General features: G+C 62.1%; 14 protein-coding genes. All 14 read left to right on the top strand.

Annotated elements, in window-relative coordinates; all coding sequences use genetic code 11:
- The first annotated feature begins 166 nt into the window (after positions 1 to 166).
- The 14 genes from tsf (at position 167) to rnhB (ending at position 13,788) form a co-directional block, all read left to right on the top strand.
- Positions 167 to 1,030 carry a translation elongation factor Ts gene (gene tsf, locus ACOKS3_RS05990; protein ID WP_103445333.1) on the top strand — a complete coding sequence of 288 codons (864 nt, stop codon included), beginning with the start codon at positions 167 to 169 and terminating at the stop codon, positions 1,028 to 1,030.
- Between the two features lie 177 nt (positions 1,031 to 1,207).
- Positions 1,208 to 1,951 carry a UMP kinase gene (gene pyrH / locus ACOKS3_RS05995; protein ID WP_027920035.1) on the top strand — a complete coding sequence of 248 codons (744 nt, stop codon included), beginning with the start codon at positions 1,208 to 1,210 and terminating at the stop codon, positions 1,949 to 1,951.
- Positions 1,948 to 2,505: a ribosome recycling factor gene (gene frr / locus ACOKS3_RS06000; RefSeq protein ID WP_103445332.1), complete on the top strand. Its 558-nt coding sequence runs from the start codon at positions 1,948 to 1,950 to the stop codon at positions 2,503 to 2,505. The genes pyrH and frr overlap by 4 nt, the downstream gene beginning before the upstream one ends.
- Before the next feature lie 15 nt (positions 2,506 to 2,520).
- Positions 2,521 to 3,276 (top strand): polyprenyl diphosphate synthase, encoded by a 756-nt coding sequence (gene uppS, locus ACOKS3_RS06005; RefSeq protein ID WP_027920033.1) that lies wholly within the window; start codon positions 2,521 to 2,523, stop codon positions 3,274 to 3,276.
- The gene (locus tag ACOKS3_RS06010; RefSeq protein ID WP_103445331.1) at positions 3,276 to 4,091 is read left to right on the top strand and encodes a phosphatidate cytidylyltransferase; all 816 of its coding nucleotides are present in this window, start codon (positions 3,276 to 3,278) and stop codon (positions 4,089 to 4,091) included. The genes uppS and ACOKS3_RS06010 overlap by 1 nt, the downstream gene beginning before the upstream one ends.
- Positions 4,088 to 5,278, top strand: coding sequence for a 1-deoxy-D-xylulose-5-phosphate reductoisomerase (gene ispC / locus ACOKS3_RS06015; RefSeq protein ID WP_422763479.1), 1,191 nt, complete (start codon positions 4,088 to 4,090; stop codon positions 5,276 to 5,278). The genes ACOKS3_RS06010 and ispC overlap by 4 nt, the downstream gene beginning before the upstream one ends.
- Positions 5,279 to 5,326: 48 nt before the next feature.
- On the top strand, positions 5,327 to 6,679 hold the full coding sequence (gene rseP / locus ACOKS3_RS06020; RefSeq protein ID WP_103445329.1) for a sigma E protease regulator RseP: 1,353 nt from the start codon (positions 5,327 to 5,329) through the stop codon (positions 6,677 to 6,679).
- 74 nt (positions 6,680 to 6,753) lie between these two features.
- Positions 6,754 to 9,102, top strand: coding sequence for an outer membrane protein assembly factor BamA (bamA, locus tag ACOKS3_RS06025; RefSeq protein ID WP_422763478.1), 2,349 nt, complete (start codon positions 6,754 to 6,756; stop codon positions 9,100 to 9,102).
- Positions 9,103 to 9,146: 44 nt separating this feature from the next.
- Complete coding sequence (locus ACOKS3_RS06030) at positions 9,147 to 9,650, top strand: OmpH/Skp family outer membrane protein (protein ID WP_003252311.1); 504 nt, start codon at positions 9,147 to 9,149, stop codon at positions 9,648 to 9,650.
- 1 nt (position 9,651) lies between these two features.
- Entirely contained in the window at positions 9,652 to 10,707 is a 1,056-nt protein-coding gene (gene lpxD / locus ACOKS3_RS06035; protein WP_422763477.1) for a UDP-3-O-(3-hydroxymyristoyl)glucosamine N-acyltransferase, read from the top strand.
- A 113-nt stretch (positions 10,708 to 10,820) separates the two neighbouring features.
- Complete coding sequence (gene fabZ, locus ACOKS3_RS06040) at positions 10,821 to 11,261, top strand: 3-hydroxyacyl-ACP dehydratase FabZ (protein WP_003252314.1); 441 nt, start codon at positions 10,821 to 10,823, stop codon at positions 11,259 to 11,261.
- Positions 11,258 to 12,034, top strand: a complete 777-nt coding sequence (gene lpxA / locus ACOKS3_RS06045) for an acyl-ACP--UDP-N-acetylglucosamine O-acyltransferase (protein WP_085675614.1) — start codon at positions 11,258 to 11,260, stop codon at positions 12,032 to 12,034. The genes fabZ and lpxA overlap by 4 nt, the downstream gene beginning before the upstream one ends.
- A 1-nt stretch (position 12,035) precedes the next feature.
- A complete protein-coding gene (gene lpxB, locus ACOKS3_RS06050) occupies positions 12,036 to 13,163 on the top strand; it encodes a lipid-A-disaccharide synthase (RefSeq protein ID WP_103445326.1) in 1,128 nt (375 codons plus the stop codon).
- A 1-nt stretch (position 13,164) separates the two neighbouring features.
- Complete coding sequence (rnhB, locus tag ACOKS3_RS06055; RefSeq protein ID WP_103445325.1) at positions 13,165 to 13,788, top strand: ribonuclease HII; 624 nt, start codon at positions 13,165 to 13,167, stop codon at positions 13,786 to 13,788.
- Positions 13,789 to 13,820 lie beyond the last annotated feature (32 nt).

Genomic DNA, 13,820 nt, shown 5'->3' on the forward strand with positions numbered 1-13,820 from the left:
TGGCACGCAAAAAGGGGGCTCTGCCCCCTTTTTGCCACCTTGAAATCCTGCTGTCAGCAACGGCCCCGCATGATGGGCGAGCTGATATAAAGGCAGCGATTTGCAGAATTTAACGCCCGCGTCGAGCGGGTGGAATGGTTGAAAAACTTTCCAAGAGGATTTTGAAATGGCAGCAATTACTGCGGCGCTGGTCAAAGAACTGCGCGAGCGTACCGGCGAAGGCATGATGGATTGCAAGAAGGCCCTGGAAAAGGCCGGCGGCGACATCGAGAAAGCCATTGACGACATGCGTGCCTCGGGCGCCATCAAGGCCGCCAAAAAGGCTGGCAACGTCGCTGCTGAAGGCGCTATCGCCGTCAAGACCGACGGCAAAGCCGCCGTCCTGCTGGAAGTGAACTCGCAGACCGACTTCCTGGCTCTGCAAGACGACTTCAAGAACTTCGTGGCCGAAAGCCTGGAAGAAGCCTTCGCTCAGAAGCTGACCGACGCAGCGCCTCTGGTTGCTTCGCGTGAAGCGGCTCGTGAAGCTCTGGTCGCCAAGTGCGGCGAAAACGTCAACATCCGTCGCCTGGTGCGCGTTGAAGGTGACGTTGTCGGTGCTTACCTGCACGGCAACAAGATCGGCGCTGCCGTTGTCCTGAAAGGCGGTGACGCCGAACTGGCCAAGCAAATCGCCATGCACGTTGCCGCTTCGAACCCAGAGTTCCTGGATTCGTCGGAAATCTCCGCCGAGGCCATCGAGCGCGAGAAGGGCGTCTTCCTGCAGCTGAACGCTGACAAGATCGCCGGCAAGCCGGAAAACATCGTTGAGAACATGGTCAACGGTCGTATCGCCAAGTTCAAGGCCGAAGCCTCGCTGAAAGAGCAAGCCTTCGTCATGAACCCGGAAGTCAAAGTTGGCGAGCTGGCCAAGAAAGCCGGCGCTGAAATCGTTTCCTTCACCTACTTCAAGGTTGGCGAAGGCATCGAGAAGCCAGTCGACGACTTCGCTGCTGAAGTTGCCGCTCAGGTAGCTGCTGCCAAGCAGTAAGACAGCCCCGTCTGTCGCCCCAAAGAGGCTGCCCGCTCACGCGCGCAGCCTCTTTGTCAAAGCGGGAACGGTTTACAAGGCCGTTGCTCGCTGACGCAGTTGCTGCGTCACGTTAGAGTTACATGCAGGCTCAAGAAGCCCGCCAGAATTTTACAAACGCCGCAGGAGAGATTCGCAATGGCTCAGCAGGGCAGTGGTCATCAGGCTCGCTATAAACGCATTCTACTCAAACTTAGCGGCGAGGCCCTGATGGGCTCGGAAGAGTTCGGGATCGACCCCAAGGTCCTGGATCGCATGGCGCTGGAAGTCGGCCAGTTGGTCGGCATCGGTGTTCAGGTAGGCTTGGTAATTGGTGGTGGCAACCTGTTCCGTGGTGCGGCGCTCAGTGCAGCTGGCATGGATCGCGTTACCGGCGACCACATGGGTATGCTGGCCACCGTGATGAATGGCCTGGCCATGCGCGATGCGCTGGAGCGGGCGAACATCACCGCTATCGTCATGTCGGCGATTTCCATGGTTGGCGTGACCGATCACTATGATCGCCGCAAAGCCATGCGCCACCTGAACGCCAAGGAAGTCGTAATCTTCGCTGCCGGTACCGGCAACCCGTTCTTCACCACCGACTCCGCCGCTTGCCTGCGCGCCATCGAAATCGATGCCGATGTAGTTTTGAAGGCAACAAAGGTCGATGGTGTATACACTGCAGACCCATTCAAGGACCCGCATGCCGAGAAGTTCGATCATCTGACCTACGATGAAGTGCTGGATCGCAAGCTGGGTGTAATGGATCTGACGGCAATTTGTCTGTGCCGCGACCACAAGATGCCGCTGCGCGTCTTCAACATGAACAAGCCCGGCGCCCTGCTGAACATCGTGCATGGCGGCGCGGAAGGAACTCTGATCGAGGAAGTTCAAAAATGATCAACGACATCAAGAAAGACGCGCAGGAGCGCATGACCAAGTCCCTGGAAGCGCTGGGCCGCAACCTGGCAGCGATCCGTACCGGTCGCGCCCACCCAAGCATTCTGGACGCCGTCAAGGTCACTGCCTGGGGTAGCGAGATGCCGCTGAACCAGGTAGCTGCGATCACCGTCGAAGATGCCCGCACCCTGAAGATCGTCGCTCACGACAAGAACCTCAGCGCTGCCATCGAGAAGGCCATCCTGACCTCCGACCTGGGCCTGAACCCGTCCAGCGCTGGTACCACCATCCGCGTCCCGATGCCGGCCCTGACCGAAGAAACCCGCAAGGGCTACACCAAGCAGGCCAGCGGCGTTGCCGAAGATGCCAAGGTAGCCGTGCGCAACGTGCGCCGTGACGCCCTGGGCGACCTGAAGAAGCTGACCAAGGACAAGGAAATCAGCGAAGACGAAGAGCGTCGTGCTGCTGATGAAATCCAGAAGCTGACCGACAAGTTCATTGCTGAAGTCGATGCCGCATACAAAGCCAAGGAAAAGGACCTGATGGCCGTTTAAGGCCGAGGTTTTTTAATGGAAAAGTCCAAGTTGGCGGCACCGTCCTCGGTGCCGCGTCATGTCGCGATCATCATGGATGGCAACAACCGCTGGGCGAAGAAGCGCCTGTTGCCCGGCGTCGCCGGGCACAAGGCCGGCGTCGATGCGGTGCGCGCAGTCATCGAGGTGTGTGCCGAGTCCGGGGTCGAGGTGCTGACCCTGTTCGCGTTCTCCAGTGAAAACTGGCAGCGCCCGGCCGAAGAGGTCGGTGCGTTGATGGAGCTGTTCTTCTCGGCCTTGCGCCGTGAGGCCCGGCGCCTCAACGAGAACAACATCAGCCTGCGCATCATTGGTGACCGTTCGCGTTTCCATCCCGAGCTGCAGGCTGCCATGCGCGAAGCCGAGGCGCTGACTGCGGGCAGTAACCGCTTCATCCTGCAGATCGCCGCCAACTACGGTGGCCAGTGGGATATCGCCCAGGCCGCCCAACGCCTGGCGCGTGAAGTTCAGGCCGGTCACCTGCGCCCGGACGACATAACCCCGGGCCTGCTGCAGACCTGCCTGGCCACAGGCGAGCTGCCATTGCCCGACCTGTGCATCCGTACCGGTGGCGAGCATCGCATCAGCAACTTCCTGTTGTGGCAGCTGGCCTACGCCGAACTGTACTTCTCCGACCTGTACTGGCCGGATTTCAAACACGAGGCCATGCGCAAAGCCCTGGCCGATTTCGCTTCGCGCCAGCGCCGCTTCGGTAAGACCAGCGAGCAGGTCGAGGCTGGAGCTCGTGCTTAATGCTTAAACAACGCATCATTACTGCGCTGATCCTGTTGCCGGTCGCGCTGGGTGGGTTTTTCCTGCTCAACGGCGGGGATTTCGCCCTGTTCATCGGCTTCGTGGTGACCCTCGGTGCCTGGGAGTGGGCGCGTCTGGCTGGGCTTGTGGCCCAGCCTTTGCGCATCGCTTACGCCGCCGTGGTCGCCGGAGCGCTGATGCTGCTCCATCTCATGCCGGACCTGGCACCCTGGGTGCTTGGAGCTTCGGTCATCTGGTGGGCGCTGGCCACCTGGCTGGTGCTGACCTATCCGCGTAGCAGCGAGCTGTGGGCCAGTGCGGCCTGCAAGCTGTTGATCGGCCTGCTGATCCTGTTGCCGGCCTGGCAAGGGCTGATTCTGCTCAAGCACTGGCAGCTGGGTAACTGGCTGATCCTGTCGGTCATGGTGCTGGTCTGGGCGGCTGATATCGGTGCCTATTTCTCCGGCCGTGCCTTTGGCAAGCGCAAGCTGGCACCACAGGTGAGCCCGGGCAAGAGCTGGGAAGGCGTCTATGGTGGCCTGGCGGTCAGCCTGGTGATCACCTTGGTGGTCGGCATCATGCGTGACTGGGGCTTCGGCCAGATTCTGCTGGGGCTATTGGGTGCTGCACTGGTGGTCATGTCGTCGGTAATCGGCGATCTGACCGAAAGCATGTTCAAGCGCCGTGCCGGCATCAAGGACAGCAGTAACCTGCTGCCTGGCCATGGTGGTGTGCTGGATCGTATCGACAGCCTGACGGCGGCGATCCCGGTCTTTGCCGTGCTGCTGTGGGCTGCCGAATGGGGTGTGATGTGAGCAGCGTGCAGCGTATTACTGTCCTGGGTGCGACCGGCTCGATCGGTCTCAGCACCCTCGATGTGATAGCGCGGCACCCCGAGCGCTACCAGGTGTTCGCATTGAGCGGCTATTCGCGTATCGATGAGCTGCTGGCCCTGTGCGTTCGGCACCGTCCGGCCTATGCAGTGGTGCCCGACGACGAAGCCGCTGCGCGCCTGCGTGGTGGTCTGCTTGGCGCCGGCTGCACTGCGCAGGTGCTGGTAGGGGAGGCGGGCCTTTGTGAGGTCGCGGCGGCCCCTGAGGTGGATGCGGTGATGGCGGCTATCGTCGGTGCCGCTGGCCTGCGCCCGACCCTGGCCGCCGTCGAGGCGGGCAAGAAGGTGTTGCTGGCCAACAAGGAAGCGCTGGTGATGTCTGGTGCGCTGTTCATGGACGCAGTGCGGCGCAGTGGTGCCGTGCTGCTGCCGATCGACAGCGAGCACAATGCGATCTTCCAGTGCCTGCCGGGCGATTATGCCCGTGGCCTCAGCCATGTCGGCGTGCGTCGTATCTTGCTGACCGCCTCGGGTGGGCCGTTCCGCGAGACGCCTCAGGCTGCCCTGGTCGATGTCACGCCGGAGCAGGCCTGCACCCATCCCAATTGGTCCATGGGTCGGAAGATTTCGGTGGACTCGGCCAGCATGATGAACAAGGGGCTGGAGCTGATCGAAGCCTGTTGGCTGTTCGACGCGGCGCCGGCCAAGGTCGAGGTGGTGGTGCATCCGCAAAGCGTGATCCATTCGCTGGTCGACTACGTCGATGGTTCGGTGCTGGCCCAGCTGGGCAACCCGGACATGCGCACCCCTATCGCCAACGCCCTGGCCTGGCCAGAGCGCATCGATTCCGGGGTAGCCCCGCTGGACCTGTTCGCCATTGCCCGCCTGGACTTCCAGGCGCCGGACGAGCAGCGCTTTCCCTGCCTGCGCCTGGCGCGCGAGGCGGCTGAAGCGGGTAACAGTGCGCCTGCGGTGCTCAATGCGGCCAACGAGGTCGCCGTCGAGGCATTTCTCCAGCGGCGTATCCGCTTCCCGGAGATCGCGGGTATGATCGAACAGGTGCTTGATCAGGAACCTGTGGTGGCGCTGCCATCGCTGGAGGCCGTGTTTGCTGCTGACCAGCGCGCCCGCGAGCTTGCCCGTGAGTGGCTGAGGCGTCACGGCCGTTGAGGCCGGTGGCTATTCCAGGGTTCTGCTGAACGTCATTCGGAGATAGATATGACTGCGCTCTACATGATTGTCGGCACCCTGGTGGCCCTGGGTGTATTGGTCACGTTCCACGAATTTGGTCACTTCTGGGTTGCCCGGCGCTGCGGGGTCAAGGTGCTGCGCTTCTCCGTCGGCTTCGGCATGCCGCTGCTGCGCTGGCATGACCGCCAGGGCACCGAGTTCGTGGTGGCGGCGATTCCTCTGGGTGGCTACGTCAAGATGCTCGACGAGCGCGAAGGCGATGTTCCCCCGGCGCTTGCCCATCAGTCCTTCAACCGCAAGTCGGTGCGTCAGCGCATCGCGATCGTGGCCGCAGGCCCGATCGCCAACTTCCTCCTGGCCATCGTCTTCTTCTGGCTGTTGGCCATGCTCGGTACCCAGCAGATCCGCCCGGTGATCGGGGCGGTCGAATCCGGGAGCCTGGCAGCGTCGGCAGGCCTGGCCGCCGGTCAGGAAATTGTATCTATTGATGGCAAGGCGACCAGCGGTTGGTCGGCTGTCAATCTGCAGCTGGTTCGGCGCCTGGGTGAGAGTGGCACGCTGCAGGTGGGGGTGCGCGACGAAGGCGCCACTGCCGAGCGCCAGTTGCAGGTGAAGCTGGACCATTGGCTCAAGGGGGCTGACGAGCCGGACCCTATCCAGTCGCTGGGCCTGCGCCCATGGCGGCCGGCCGTGTCGCCGGTGCTGGCCGAGATCGATCCGAAGGGCCCGGCCGCTGCCGCTGGTCTGAAGGCTGGCGACAAGTTGCTCGCCCTCGACGGCGCTGCGCTGAGTGATTGGCAGCAGGTGGTGGACAGCGTTCGCGCCCGCCCGGACACCCAGGTGGTGCTGCGTGTCGAACGCGATGGCGCGGCCTTGGATGTGCCGGTCACATTGGCTCACAAAGGTGAGGGCAAGGCCGTCGGGGGTTACCTTGGTGCGGGTGTGAAGGGCGCCGAATGGCCGGCCAGCATGCTCCGCGAGGTCAGCTATGGCCCGTTGGATGCCGTGGGCGAGGGCCTTTCGCGGACCTGGAACATGAGTGTCCTGACCCTCGAGTCGCTGAAGAAAATGCTGTTCGGGGAGCTCTCGGTAAAAAACTTGAGCGGACCGATAACCATTGCTAAAGTGGCGGGCGCTTCAGCCCAGTCCGGCGTGGGGGATTTCCTGAATTTCCTGGCCTACCTGAGCATAAGCCTGGGGGTTCTTAACCTGCTGCCCATTCCAGTACTGGATGGGGGGCATTTGCTGTTTTACCTGGTCGAGTGGGCGCGCGGTCGTCCGCTGTCGGAACGGGTGCAAGGTTGGGGGGTCCAGATCGGTATCAGTTTGGTCGTAGGGGTAATGTTGCTCGCCCTGATCAACGATCTGGGTCGACTTTAAAAGCTTCGCTCAATTGCGAACCTGCCGTCTTTATGCGGCGGGTTGTTTATTGCCAGTTGGAATAAAAGGACTTCATGAAACGTCTGCTGCTAACTGCGGTCATGTCCGCACTGATGATCGCTGAAGTTCACGCCGAGTCCTTCACTATCTCCGATATTCGTGTCAACGGCCTGCAGCGGGTATCCGCTGGCAGCGTGTTCGGCGCCTTGCCGCTCAACGTTGGCGACCAGGCTGACGACCGTCGCCTGGTGGATTCCACCCGCTCGCTGTTCAAGACCGGCTTCTTCCAGGACATCCAGCTGAACCGCGATGGCAACGTTCTGATCATCAACGTGGTCGAGCGCCCGTCGGTGTCGAGCATCGAGATCGAAGGCAACAAGGCGATCAGCACCGAAGACCTGATGAAGGGCCTGAAGCAGTCCGGCCTGGCCGAAGGCGAGATCTTCCAGCGTGCCACCCTCGAAGGCGTGCGCAACGAGCTGCAGCGCCAGTACGTGGCCCAGGGCCGCTACTCGGCCGAGGTCGACGCCGAAGTGGTGCCGCAGCCGCGCAACCGTGTGGCCTTGAAGATCAAGATCAACGAAGGCACGGTCGCCGCCATCCAGCACATCAACATCGTTGGCAACACCGTGTTCGGCGATGAAGAGCTGCAGCAGCTGTTCGAGCTGAAGACCACCAACTGGCTGTCGTTCTTCAAGAACGACGACAAGTACGCCCGCGAAAAGCTCTCCGGTGACCTGGAACGCCTGCGTTCCTACTACCTGGACCGCGGCTACATCAACATGGACATTGCCTCCACCCAGGTGTCGATCACCCCGGACAAGAAGCACGTCTACATCACCGTCAACGTCAACGAAGGCGAGAAGTACACCGTTCGCGACGTGAAGCTGTCGGGTGACCTGAAGGTGCCGGAAGACCAGGTCAAGTCGCTGCTGCTGGTGCAGCCAGGCCAGGTGTTCTCGCGCAAGGTGATGACCACCACCTCCGAGCTGATCACCCGTCGCCTGGGCAACGAAGGCTACACCTTCGCCAACGTCAACGGCGTACCGCAGCCGAACGACCAGGACCACACCGTCGACATCATGTTCGTGGTCGACCCGGGCAAGCGTGCCTACGTCAACCGCATCAACTACCGCGGCAACACCAAGACCGAAGACGAAGTGCTGCGCCGTGAAATGCGCCAGATGGAAGGCGGCTGGGCCTCGACCTACCTGATCGACCAGTCCAAGACCCGCCTCGAGCGCCTGGGCTTCTTCAAGGAAGTCAACGTCGAGACCCCGGCGGTGCCAGGCACCGACGACCAGGTCGACGTCAACTACAGCGTCGAAGAGCAAGCTTCCGGCTCGATCACCGCCAGCGTCGGTTTCGCCCAGAGCGCCGGCCTGATCCTCGGCGGCTCGATCAGCCAGAGCAACTTCCTCGGTACCGGTAACAAGGTGTCCATCGGCCTGACCCGTTCGGAATACCAGACCCGTTACAACTTCGGCTTCGTTGACCCCTACTTCACTGCCGACGGCGTGAGCCTGGGCTATAACGCCTTCTACCGCAGCACCGACTACAGCGACCTTGACGTCGACGTGGCCAGCTATGCGGTGGACAGCCTGGGCGCCGGTGTCAGCCTCGGCTACCCAATCAGCGAAACCTCGCGCCTGACCTACGGCCTGAGCGTTCAGCAGGACAAGATCAAGACCGGCAAGTACACCGTCGACGAGATCTTCGACTTCCTCAAGCAGGAAGGCGACAACTTCACCAACTTCAAGGCGTCGATCGGCTGGTCCGAGTCGACCCTGAACAAAGGTGTGCTGGCGACCCGTGGTCACTCCCAGAGCCTGACGCTCGAGAGCACCATTCCGGGCAGCGACCTGTCGTTCTACAAGCTTGACTACCGCGGCCAGCTGTTCAAGCCGATTACCAACGACTACACCCTGCGCCTGCACACCGAACTGGGCTATGGTGATGGCTACGGCAGCACTTCAGGCCTGCCATTCTATGAAAACTACTATGCGGGTGGCTTCAACTCCGTCCGTGGCTTCAAGGACAGCAGCCTGGGCCCACGTAGCACGCCGAGCCAGGGCACCAACCCGGGAACCATTAAGGACCCGGATCAGGATCCACTGCCGTTCGGTGGTAACGTGCTGGTGCAAGGCGGTGTCGAGTTGCTGTTCCCGCTGCCGTTCGTCAAGGACCAGCGCTCCCTGCGCACCTCCGTGTTCTGGGATGTGGGTAACGTGTTCGACACCAACTGCGGCAGCAAGCCGGATTGCGAAAAGGTCGGCTTCTCGGGCATGGCCAGTTCGGTCGGTCTAGGTGTGACCTGGATCACGGCCCTGGGCCCGTTGAGCTTCAGCCTGGCAATGCCGGTGAAGAAGCCGAGCGATGCCGATACCCAGGTGTTCCAATTCTCTCTGGGCCAGACCTTCTAAGGTCGGCCCTTGCTTAACGACAACGGTTTTTCCAGGAGTGCATCGTGCGTAAATTGGCTCAACTGGCCGTAGTGGCCGCGGCGCTGGTCGCCACCCCGGCTTTCGCCGAAATGAAGGTCGCCGTGCTGAACTATCAGATGGCCCTGCTCGAATCCGATGCCGCCAAGAAGTACGCGGTCGATGCCGAGAAGAAGTTCGGCCCGCAACTGACCAAGCTGAAGAGCCTGGAAAGCAGCGCCAAAGGCATCCAGGATCGCCTGATCAAGGGTGGCGACAAGATGCAGCAGCAGGAGCGTGAGCGCCTGGAGCTCGAATTCAAGCAGAAAGCCCGTGACTTCCAGTTCCAGTCCAAGGAACTGAACGAGGCCAAGGCCGTTGCTGACCGCGACATGCTCAAGCAGCTCAAGCCGAAGCTGGACGGCGCTGTCGAGGAAGTGATCAAGAAGGGCGGCTACGACCTGGTTCTCGAGCGCGGCGCGGTCATTGATGTCAAACCTCAGTACGACATCACCCGCCAAGTCATCGAGCGCATGAACCAAGCGCGTTGATATGACCGTGACCATGACGCTCGGCCAGCTGGCCGAGGCCCTCGGGGCCACACTCAAAGGCCCTGAGGCGCTGCAGATCACCGGGTTGGCCACCTTGCAGGAGGCCGGCCCTGGTCAATTGAGCTTCCTCGCCAACCCGCAGTACCGCAAATACCTGGACAACTGCCAGGCCGCTGCGGTGCTGCTCAAGGCTGCGGACGCCGAAGGCTTTGCCGGCAATGCCCTGATCGTGGCTGACCCGTACCTGGCTTATGCGCGCATTTCCCACCTGTTCGACCCCAAACCCAAGGCTGTGGCGGGTATTCATCCCAGCGCCGTGGTGGCGGAGGATGCTCAGGTGGATGCCAGCGCCAGTGTCGGGCCGTTTGCGGTCATCGAAAGCGGTGCGCGCATCGGCGCCAACGTCAGCGTCGGTGCACATTGCTTCATCGGTGCCCGTTGCGTGGTCGGTGAAGGCGGTTGGCTGGCACCGCGGGTCACGCTGTATCACGACGTGACCATCGGCAAGCGTGTGGTCATCCAGTCGGGCGCCGTGATCGGCGGCGAGGGCTTCGGCTTCGCCAACGAGAAGGGCATCTGGCGCAAGATCGCCCAGATTGGCGGCGTCACCATCGGTGACGACGTGGAAATCGGCGTCAACACTGCCGTCGACCGTGGCGCGCTGTCCGACACCCGGATCGGCGACGGGGTCAAGCTCGACAACCAGATCCAGATCGCCCACAACGTGCAGATCGGCGACCACACGGCCATGGCCGCCTGTGTCGGGATCTCCGGCAGTACGCGCATCGGCAAGCATTGCATGCTGGCAGGTGGCGTGGGCCTGGTGGGGCATATCGATATCTGCGATAACGTATTCGTCTCCGGGATGACCATGGTGACCCGTTCGATCACCGAACCAGGCTCCTATTCATCCGGTACGGCCATGCAGCCGCTGGCTGACTGGCGCAAGAGCGCGGCGCGAATTCGCCAGCTCGATGACATGGCCAAGCGGCTCCAGCAGCTGGAAAAACGTGTCGATACCGTGACCTCAGGTGGCCAGCCGACATCAGAAGGCTGATACCATTTCCTGAGCAAGAGTGAACAGTCGCTAGCTGGCTCCTCTTTGGACTGCAAAAGGAGCGTGTGGTCAGCACCTGCGCTCCCTATTCTTATTACAGGCTTCCCCCCGAAATGATGGACATCAACGAGATTCGCGAATACCTGCCTCACCGCTACCCGTTCCTGCTGGTAGATCGCGTGACGGATCTGGACTTCGAGGCCCAGAGCATTCGTGCCTACAAGAATGTCAGCATCAACGAGCCGTTCTTCAATGGCCATTTCCCGGCGCACCCAATCATGCCGGGCGTCCTGATCATCGAAGCCATGGCCCAGGCGGCCGGCATCCTCGGTTTCAAGATGCTCGATGCCAAGCCGGCCGATGGCACCCTGTACTACTTCGTCGGTTCCGACAAGCTGCGTTTCCGTCAGCCGGTACTGCCGGGCGACCAGCTGGTGCTGGAAGCCAAGTTCCTCAGCCGCAAGAGCATGATCTGGAAGTTCGAGTGCCGTGCCCTGGTTGATGGCAAGCCGGTGTGCTCGGCCGAGATCACCTGTGCGGAACGCTCCCTATGAGTTCGATTGATCCGCGGGCGATCATCGATCCGTCGGCCAAGCTGGCCGATGGCGTCGAGGTCGGCCCGTGGTCGATCGTCGGCCCTGACGTCGAAATCGGCGAGGGCACCGTCATTGGCCCGCACGTGGTGCTCAAGGGCCCGACCCGGATTGGCAAGCACAACCGTATCTACCAGTTTTCCTCGATTGGTGAAGACACCCCTGACCTCAAGTACAAGGGTGAGCCGACGCGCCTGGTGATCGGCGATCACAACGTGATCCGCGAAGGCGTGACCATTCACCGTGGTACGGTCCAGGACCGTGCGGAAACCACCCTGGGTGATCACAACCTTATTATGGCCTATGCCCACATCGGCCACGACAGCGTCATTGGCAACCACTGCATCCTGGTCAACAACACAGCGCTGGCCGGGCATGTGCACGTGGGCGACTGGGCGATCCTGTCCGGCTTCACCCTGGTGCATCAGTACTGCCACATCGGCGCCCACGCGTTTTCCGGCATGGGCACGGCGATCGGCAAGGACGTGCCGGCCTTTGTCACGGTCTTCGGCAGCCCTGCCGAGGCTCGCAGCATGAACTTCGAAGGCATGCGCCGCCGTGGTTTCAGCGACGAGGTCATCCACGCCTTGCGCCGTTCCTACAAGATCGTCTACCGCCAGGGTCTGACCGTGGAAGAGGCGATCAAGGAGCTGGACGAGCTGGCCGCCAAGCACGAGCAGGTCGAGCTGTTCCGCCAGTCGATCGTGAACTCCGCCCGCGGCATTACCCGCTGACATGGCGCAGCTTTGCGTAGCCCTGGTCGCGGGTGAGGCCAGCGGCGATATTCTCGGGTCCGGCCTGATGCGCGCCCTCAAGGAGCGCCATCCTGATGTCCGCTTCATCGGTGTGGGTGGCCCGTTGATGGAGGCCGAAGGCCTTCAGTCCTACTTCCCCATGGAGCGCCTTGCGGTCATGGGCCTGGTCGAAGTGCTGGGGCGCCTGCGTGAACTGCTCAAGCGACGCAAGGTACTGATCCAGACCCTGATCGATGAAAAGCCCGATGTGTTCATCGGCATCGACGCCCCCGATTTCACCCTTAATATCGAACTGAAGCTGCGTCAAGCCGGGATCAAGACCGTACATTACGTCAGCCCGTCGGTCTGGGCGTGGCGGCAGAAGCGTGTGCTGAAGATCCGCGAAGGTTGCGACCTGATGCTCACGCTGCTGCCCTTCGAAGCACGTTTCTACGAAGAGCAGGGTGTGCCGGTGCGGTTTGTCGGCCACCCGTTGGCCGATACCATACCGTTGACGGCAGACCGCCAGGCTGCGCGTAACGAACTGGGCATGGCTGATGGGCCGGTGGTGGCATTGATGCCGGGTAGCCGTGGTGGTGAGGTTGGGCGCCTGGGCGCGCTGTTCCTCGACGCCGCCCAGCGCTTGCGCGAACTGGTGCCTGGCGTGCGTTTCGTGTTGCCATGTGCCAACGCAGCGCGTCGTGCCCAGGTCGAGCAGATGCTCGAAGGCCGCGATCTGCCGTTGACCTTGCTTGATGGCCAGTCGCACCGGGCCCTGGCCGCCTGCGACGCGGTGCTGATCGCTTCCGGCACTGCCACGCTGGAGGCGCTGCTGTACAAGCGCCCGATGGTCGTGGCTTACCGCCTGGCACCGTTGACTTACTGGATTCTCAAGCGCCTGGTGAAAAGCCCCTACGTGTCGCTTCCCAACTTGCTGGCCCAGCGTGAGCTGGTGCCTGAGTTGCTGCAGGATGCCGCGACCAGTGAAGCCCTGGCACAGACCCTGGCGCCGTTGGTCACCGACGGTGCCCAGCAGACCGAACGCTTCGACGAGATTCACCGCACCCTGCGCCGCGACGCCTCCAACCAGGCGGCCGACGCGGTGCTCGCTTTGCTCAAGGACCGCTGACATGCAGATTGGACTGGACTTCAACCTGGTCGAAGACCTGGTCGCCGGTGTCGACGAAGTCGGCCGCGGCCCGCTGTGCGGTGCGGTGGTCACGGCGGCGGTGATCCTCGACCCGGCTCGGCCGATTCTGGGCCTGAACGACTCGAAGAAACTCACCGAAGCCAAGCGCGAGGCGCTTTTCGACGAGATCTGCGAAAAAGCCCTGAGCTTCTGCATCGCCCGCGCCGAAGTCGACGAGATCGATCGGCTGAATATCCTGCACGCCACCATGCTGGCCATGCAGCGAGCGGTGGAAGGGCTGCACGTGACGCCGAAGCTGGCACTGATCGATGGTAACCGTTGCCCGAAACTGGCGGTGCCAGCTGCACCGGTGGTCAAGGGCGATAGCCAGGTGCCGGCAATCGCCGCGGCATCGATCCTGGCCAAGGTGACCCGCGACCGGGAGATGAGCGCGTTCGAGCTGATCTACCCGGGATACGGGATTGGTGGGCATAAAGGCTACCCGACACCTGTGCACCTTGAAGCGCTCGCGCGCCTGGGCCCCACGCCCATTCATCGGCGTTCGTTCGGCCCGGTGCGGGCCGCCTGGGAAGCCCGCGAAGGCATTACCGACTCGTTGATCTGATGAACTGGGGCCGCTATGCGGCCCCAAATGTT

It is taken from the genome of Pseudomonas sp. HS6-2 (assembly GCF_049325675.2).
GTDB classification, from domain to species: domain Bacteria; phylum Pseudomonadota; class Gammaproteobacteria; order Pseudomonadales; family Pseudomonadaceae; genus Aquipseudomonas; species Aquipseudomonas putida_N.

Coding starts and splice junctions, on each gene's coding strand:
- bamA (WP_422763478.1), top strand. CDS start 6,754: ATGAAACGTCTGCTGCTAACTGCGGTCATGTCCGCACTGATGATCGCT.
- frr (WP_103445332.1), top strand. CDS start 1,948: ATGATCAACGACATCAAGAAAGACGCGCAGGAGCGCATGACCAAGTCC.
- lpxD (WP_422763477.1), top strand. CDS start 9,652: ATGACCGTGACCATGACGCTCGGCCAGCTGGCCGAGGCCCTCGGGGCC.
- rnhB (WP_103445325.1), top strand. CDS start 13,165: ATGCAGATTGGACTGGACTTCAACCTGGTCGAAGACCTGGTCGCCGGT.
- uppS (WP_027920033.1), top strand. CDS start 2,521: ATGGAAAAGTCCAAGTTGGCGGCACCGTCCTCGGTGCCGCGTCATGTC.
- lpxB (WP_103445326.1), top strand. CDS start 12,036: ATGGCGCAGCTTTGCGTAGCCCTGGTCGCGGGTGAGGCCAGCGGCGAT.
- tsf (WP_103445333.1), top strand. CDS start 167: ATGGCAGCAATTACTGCGGCGCTGGTCAAAGAACTGCGCGAGCGTACC.
- fabZ (WP_003252314.1), top strand. CDS start 10,821: ATGATGGACATCAACGAGATTCGCGAATACCTGCCTCACCGCTACCCG.
- lpxA (WP_085675614.1), top strand. CDS start 11,258: ATGAGTTCGATTGATCCGCGGGCGATCATCGATCCGTCGGCCAAGCTG.
- rseP (WP_103445329.1), top strand. CDS start 5,327: ATGACTGCGCTCTACATGATTGTCGGCACCCTGGTGGCCCTGGGTGTA.
- ACOKS3_RS06010 (WP_103445331.1), top strand. CDS start 3,276: ATGCTTAAACAACGCATCATTACTGCGCTGATCCTGTTGCCGGTCGCG.
- pyrH (WP_027920035.1), top strand. CDS start 1,208: ATGGCTCAGCAGGGCAGTGGTCATCAGGCTCGCTATAAACGCATTCTA.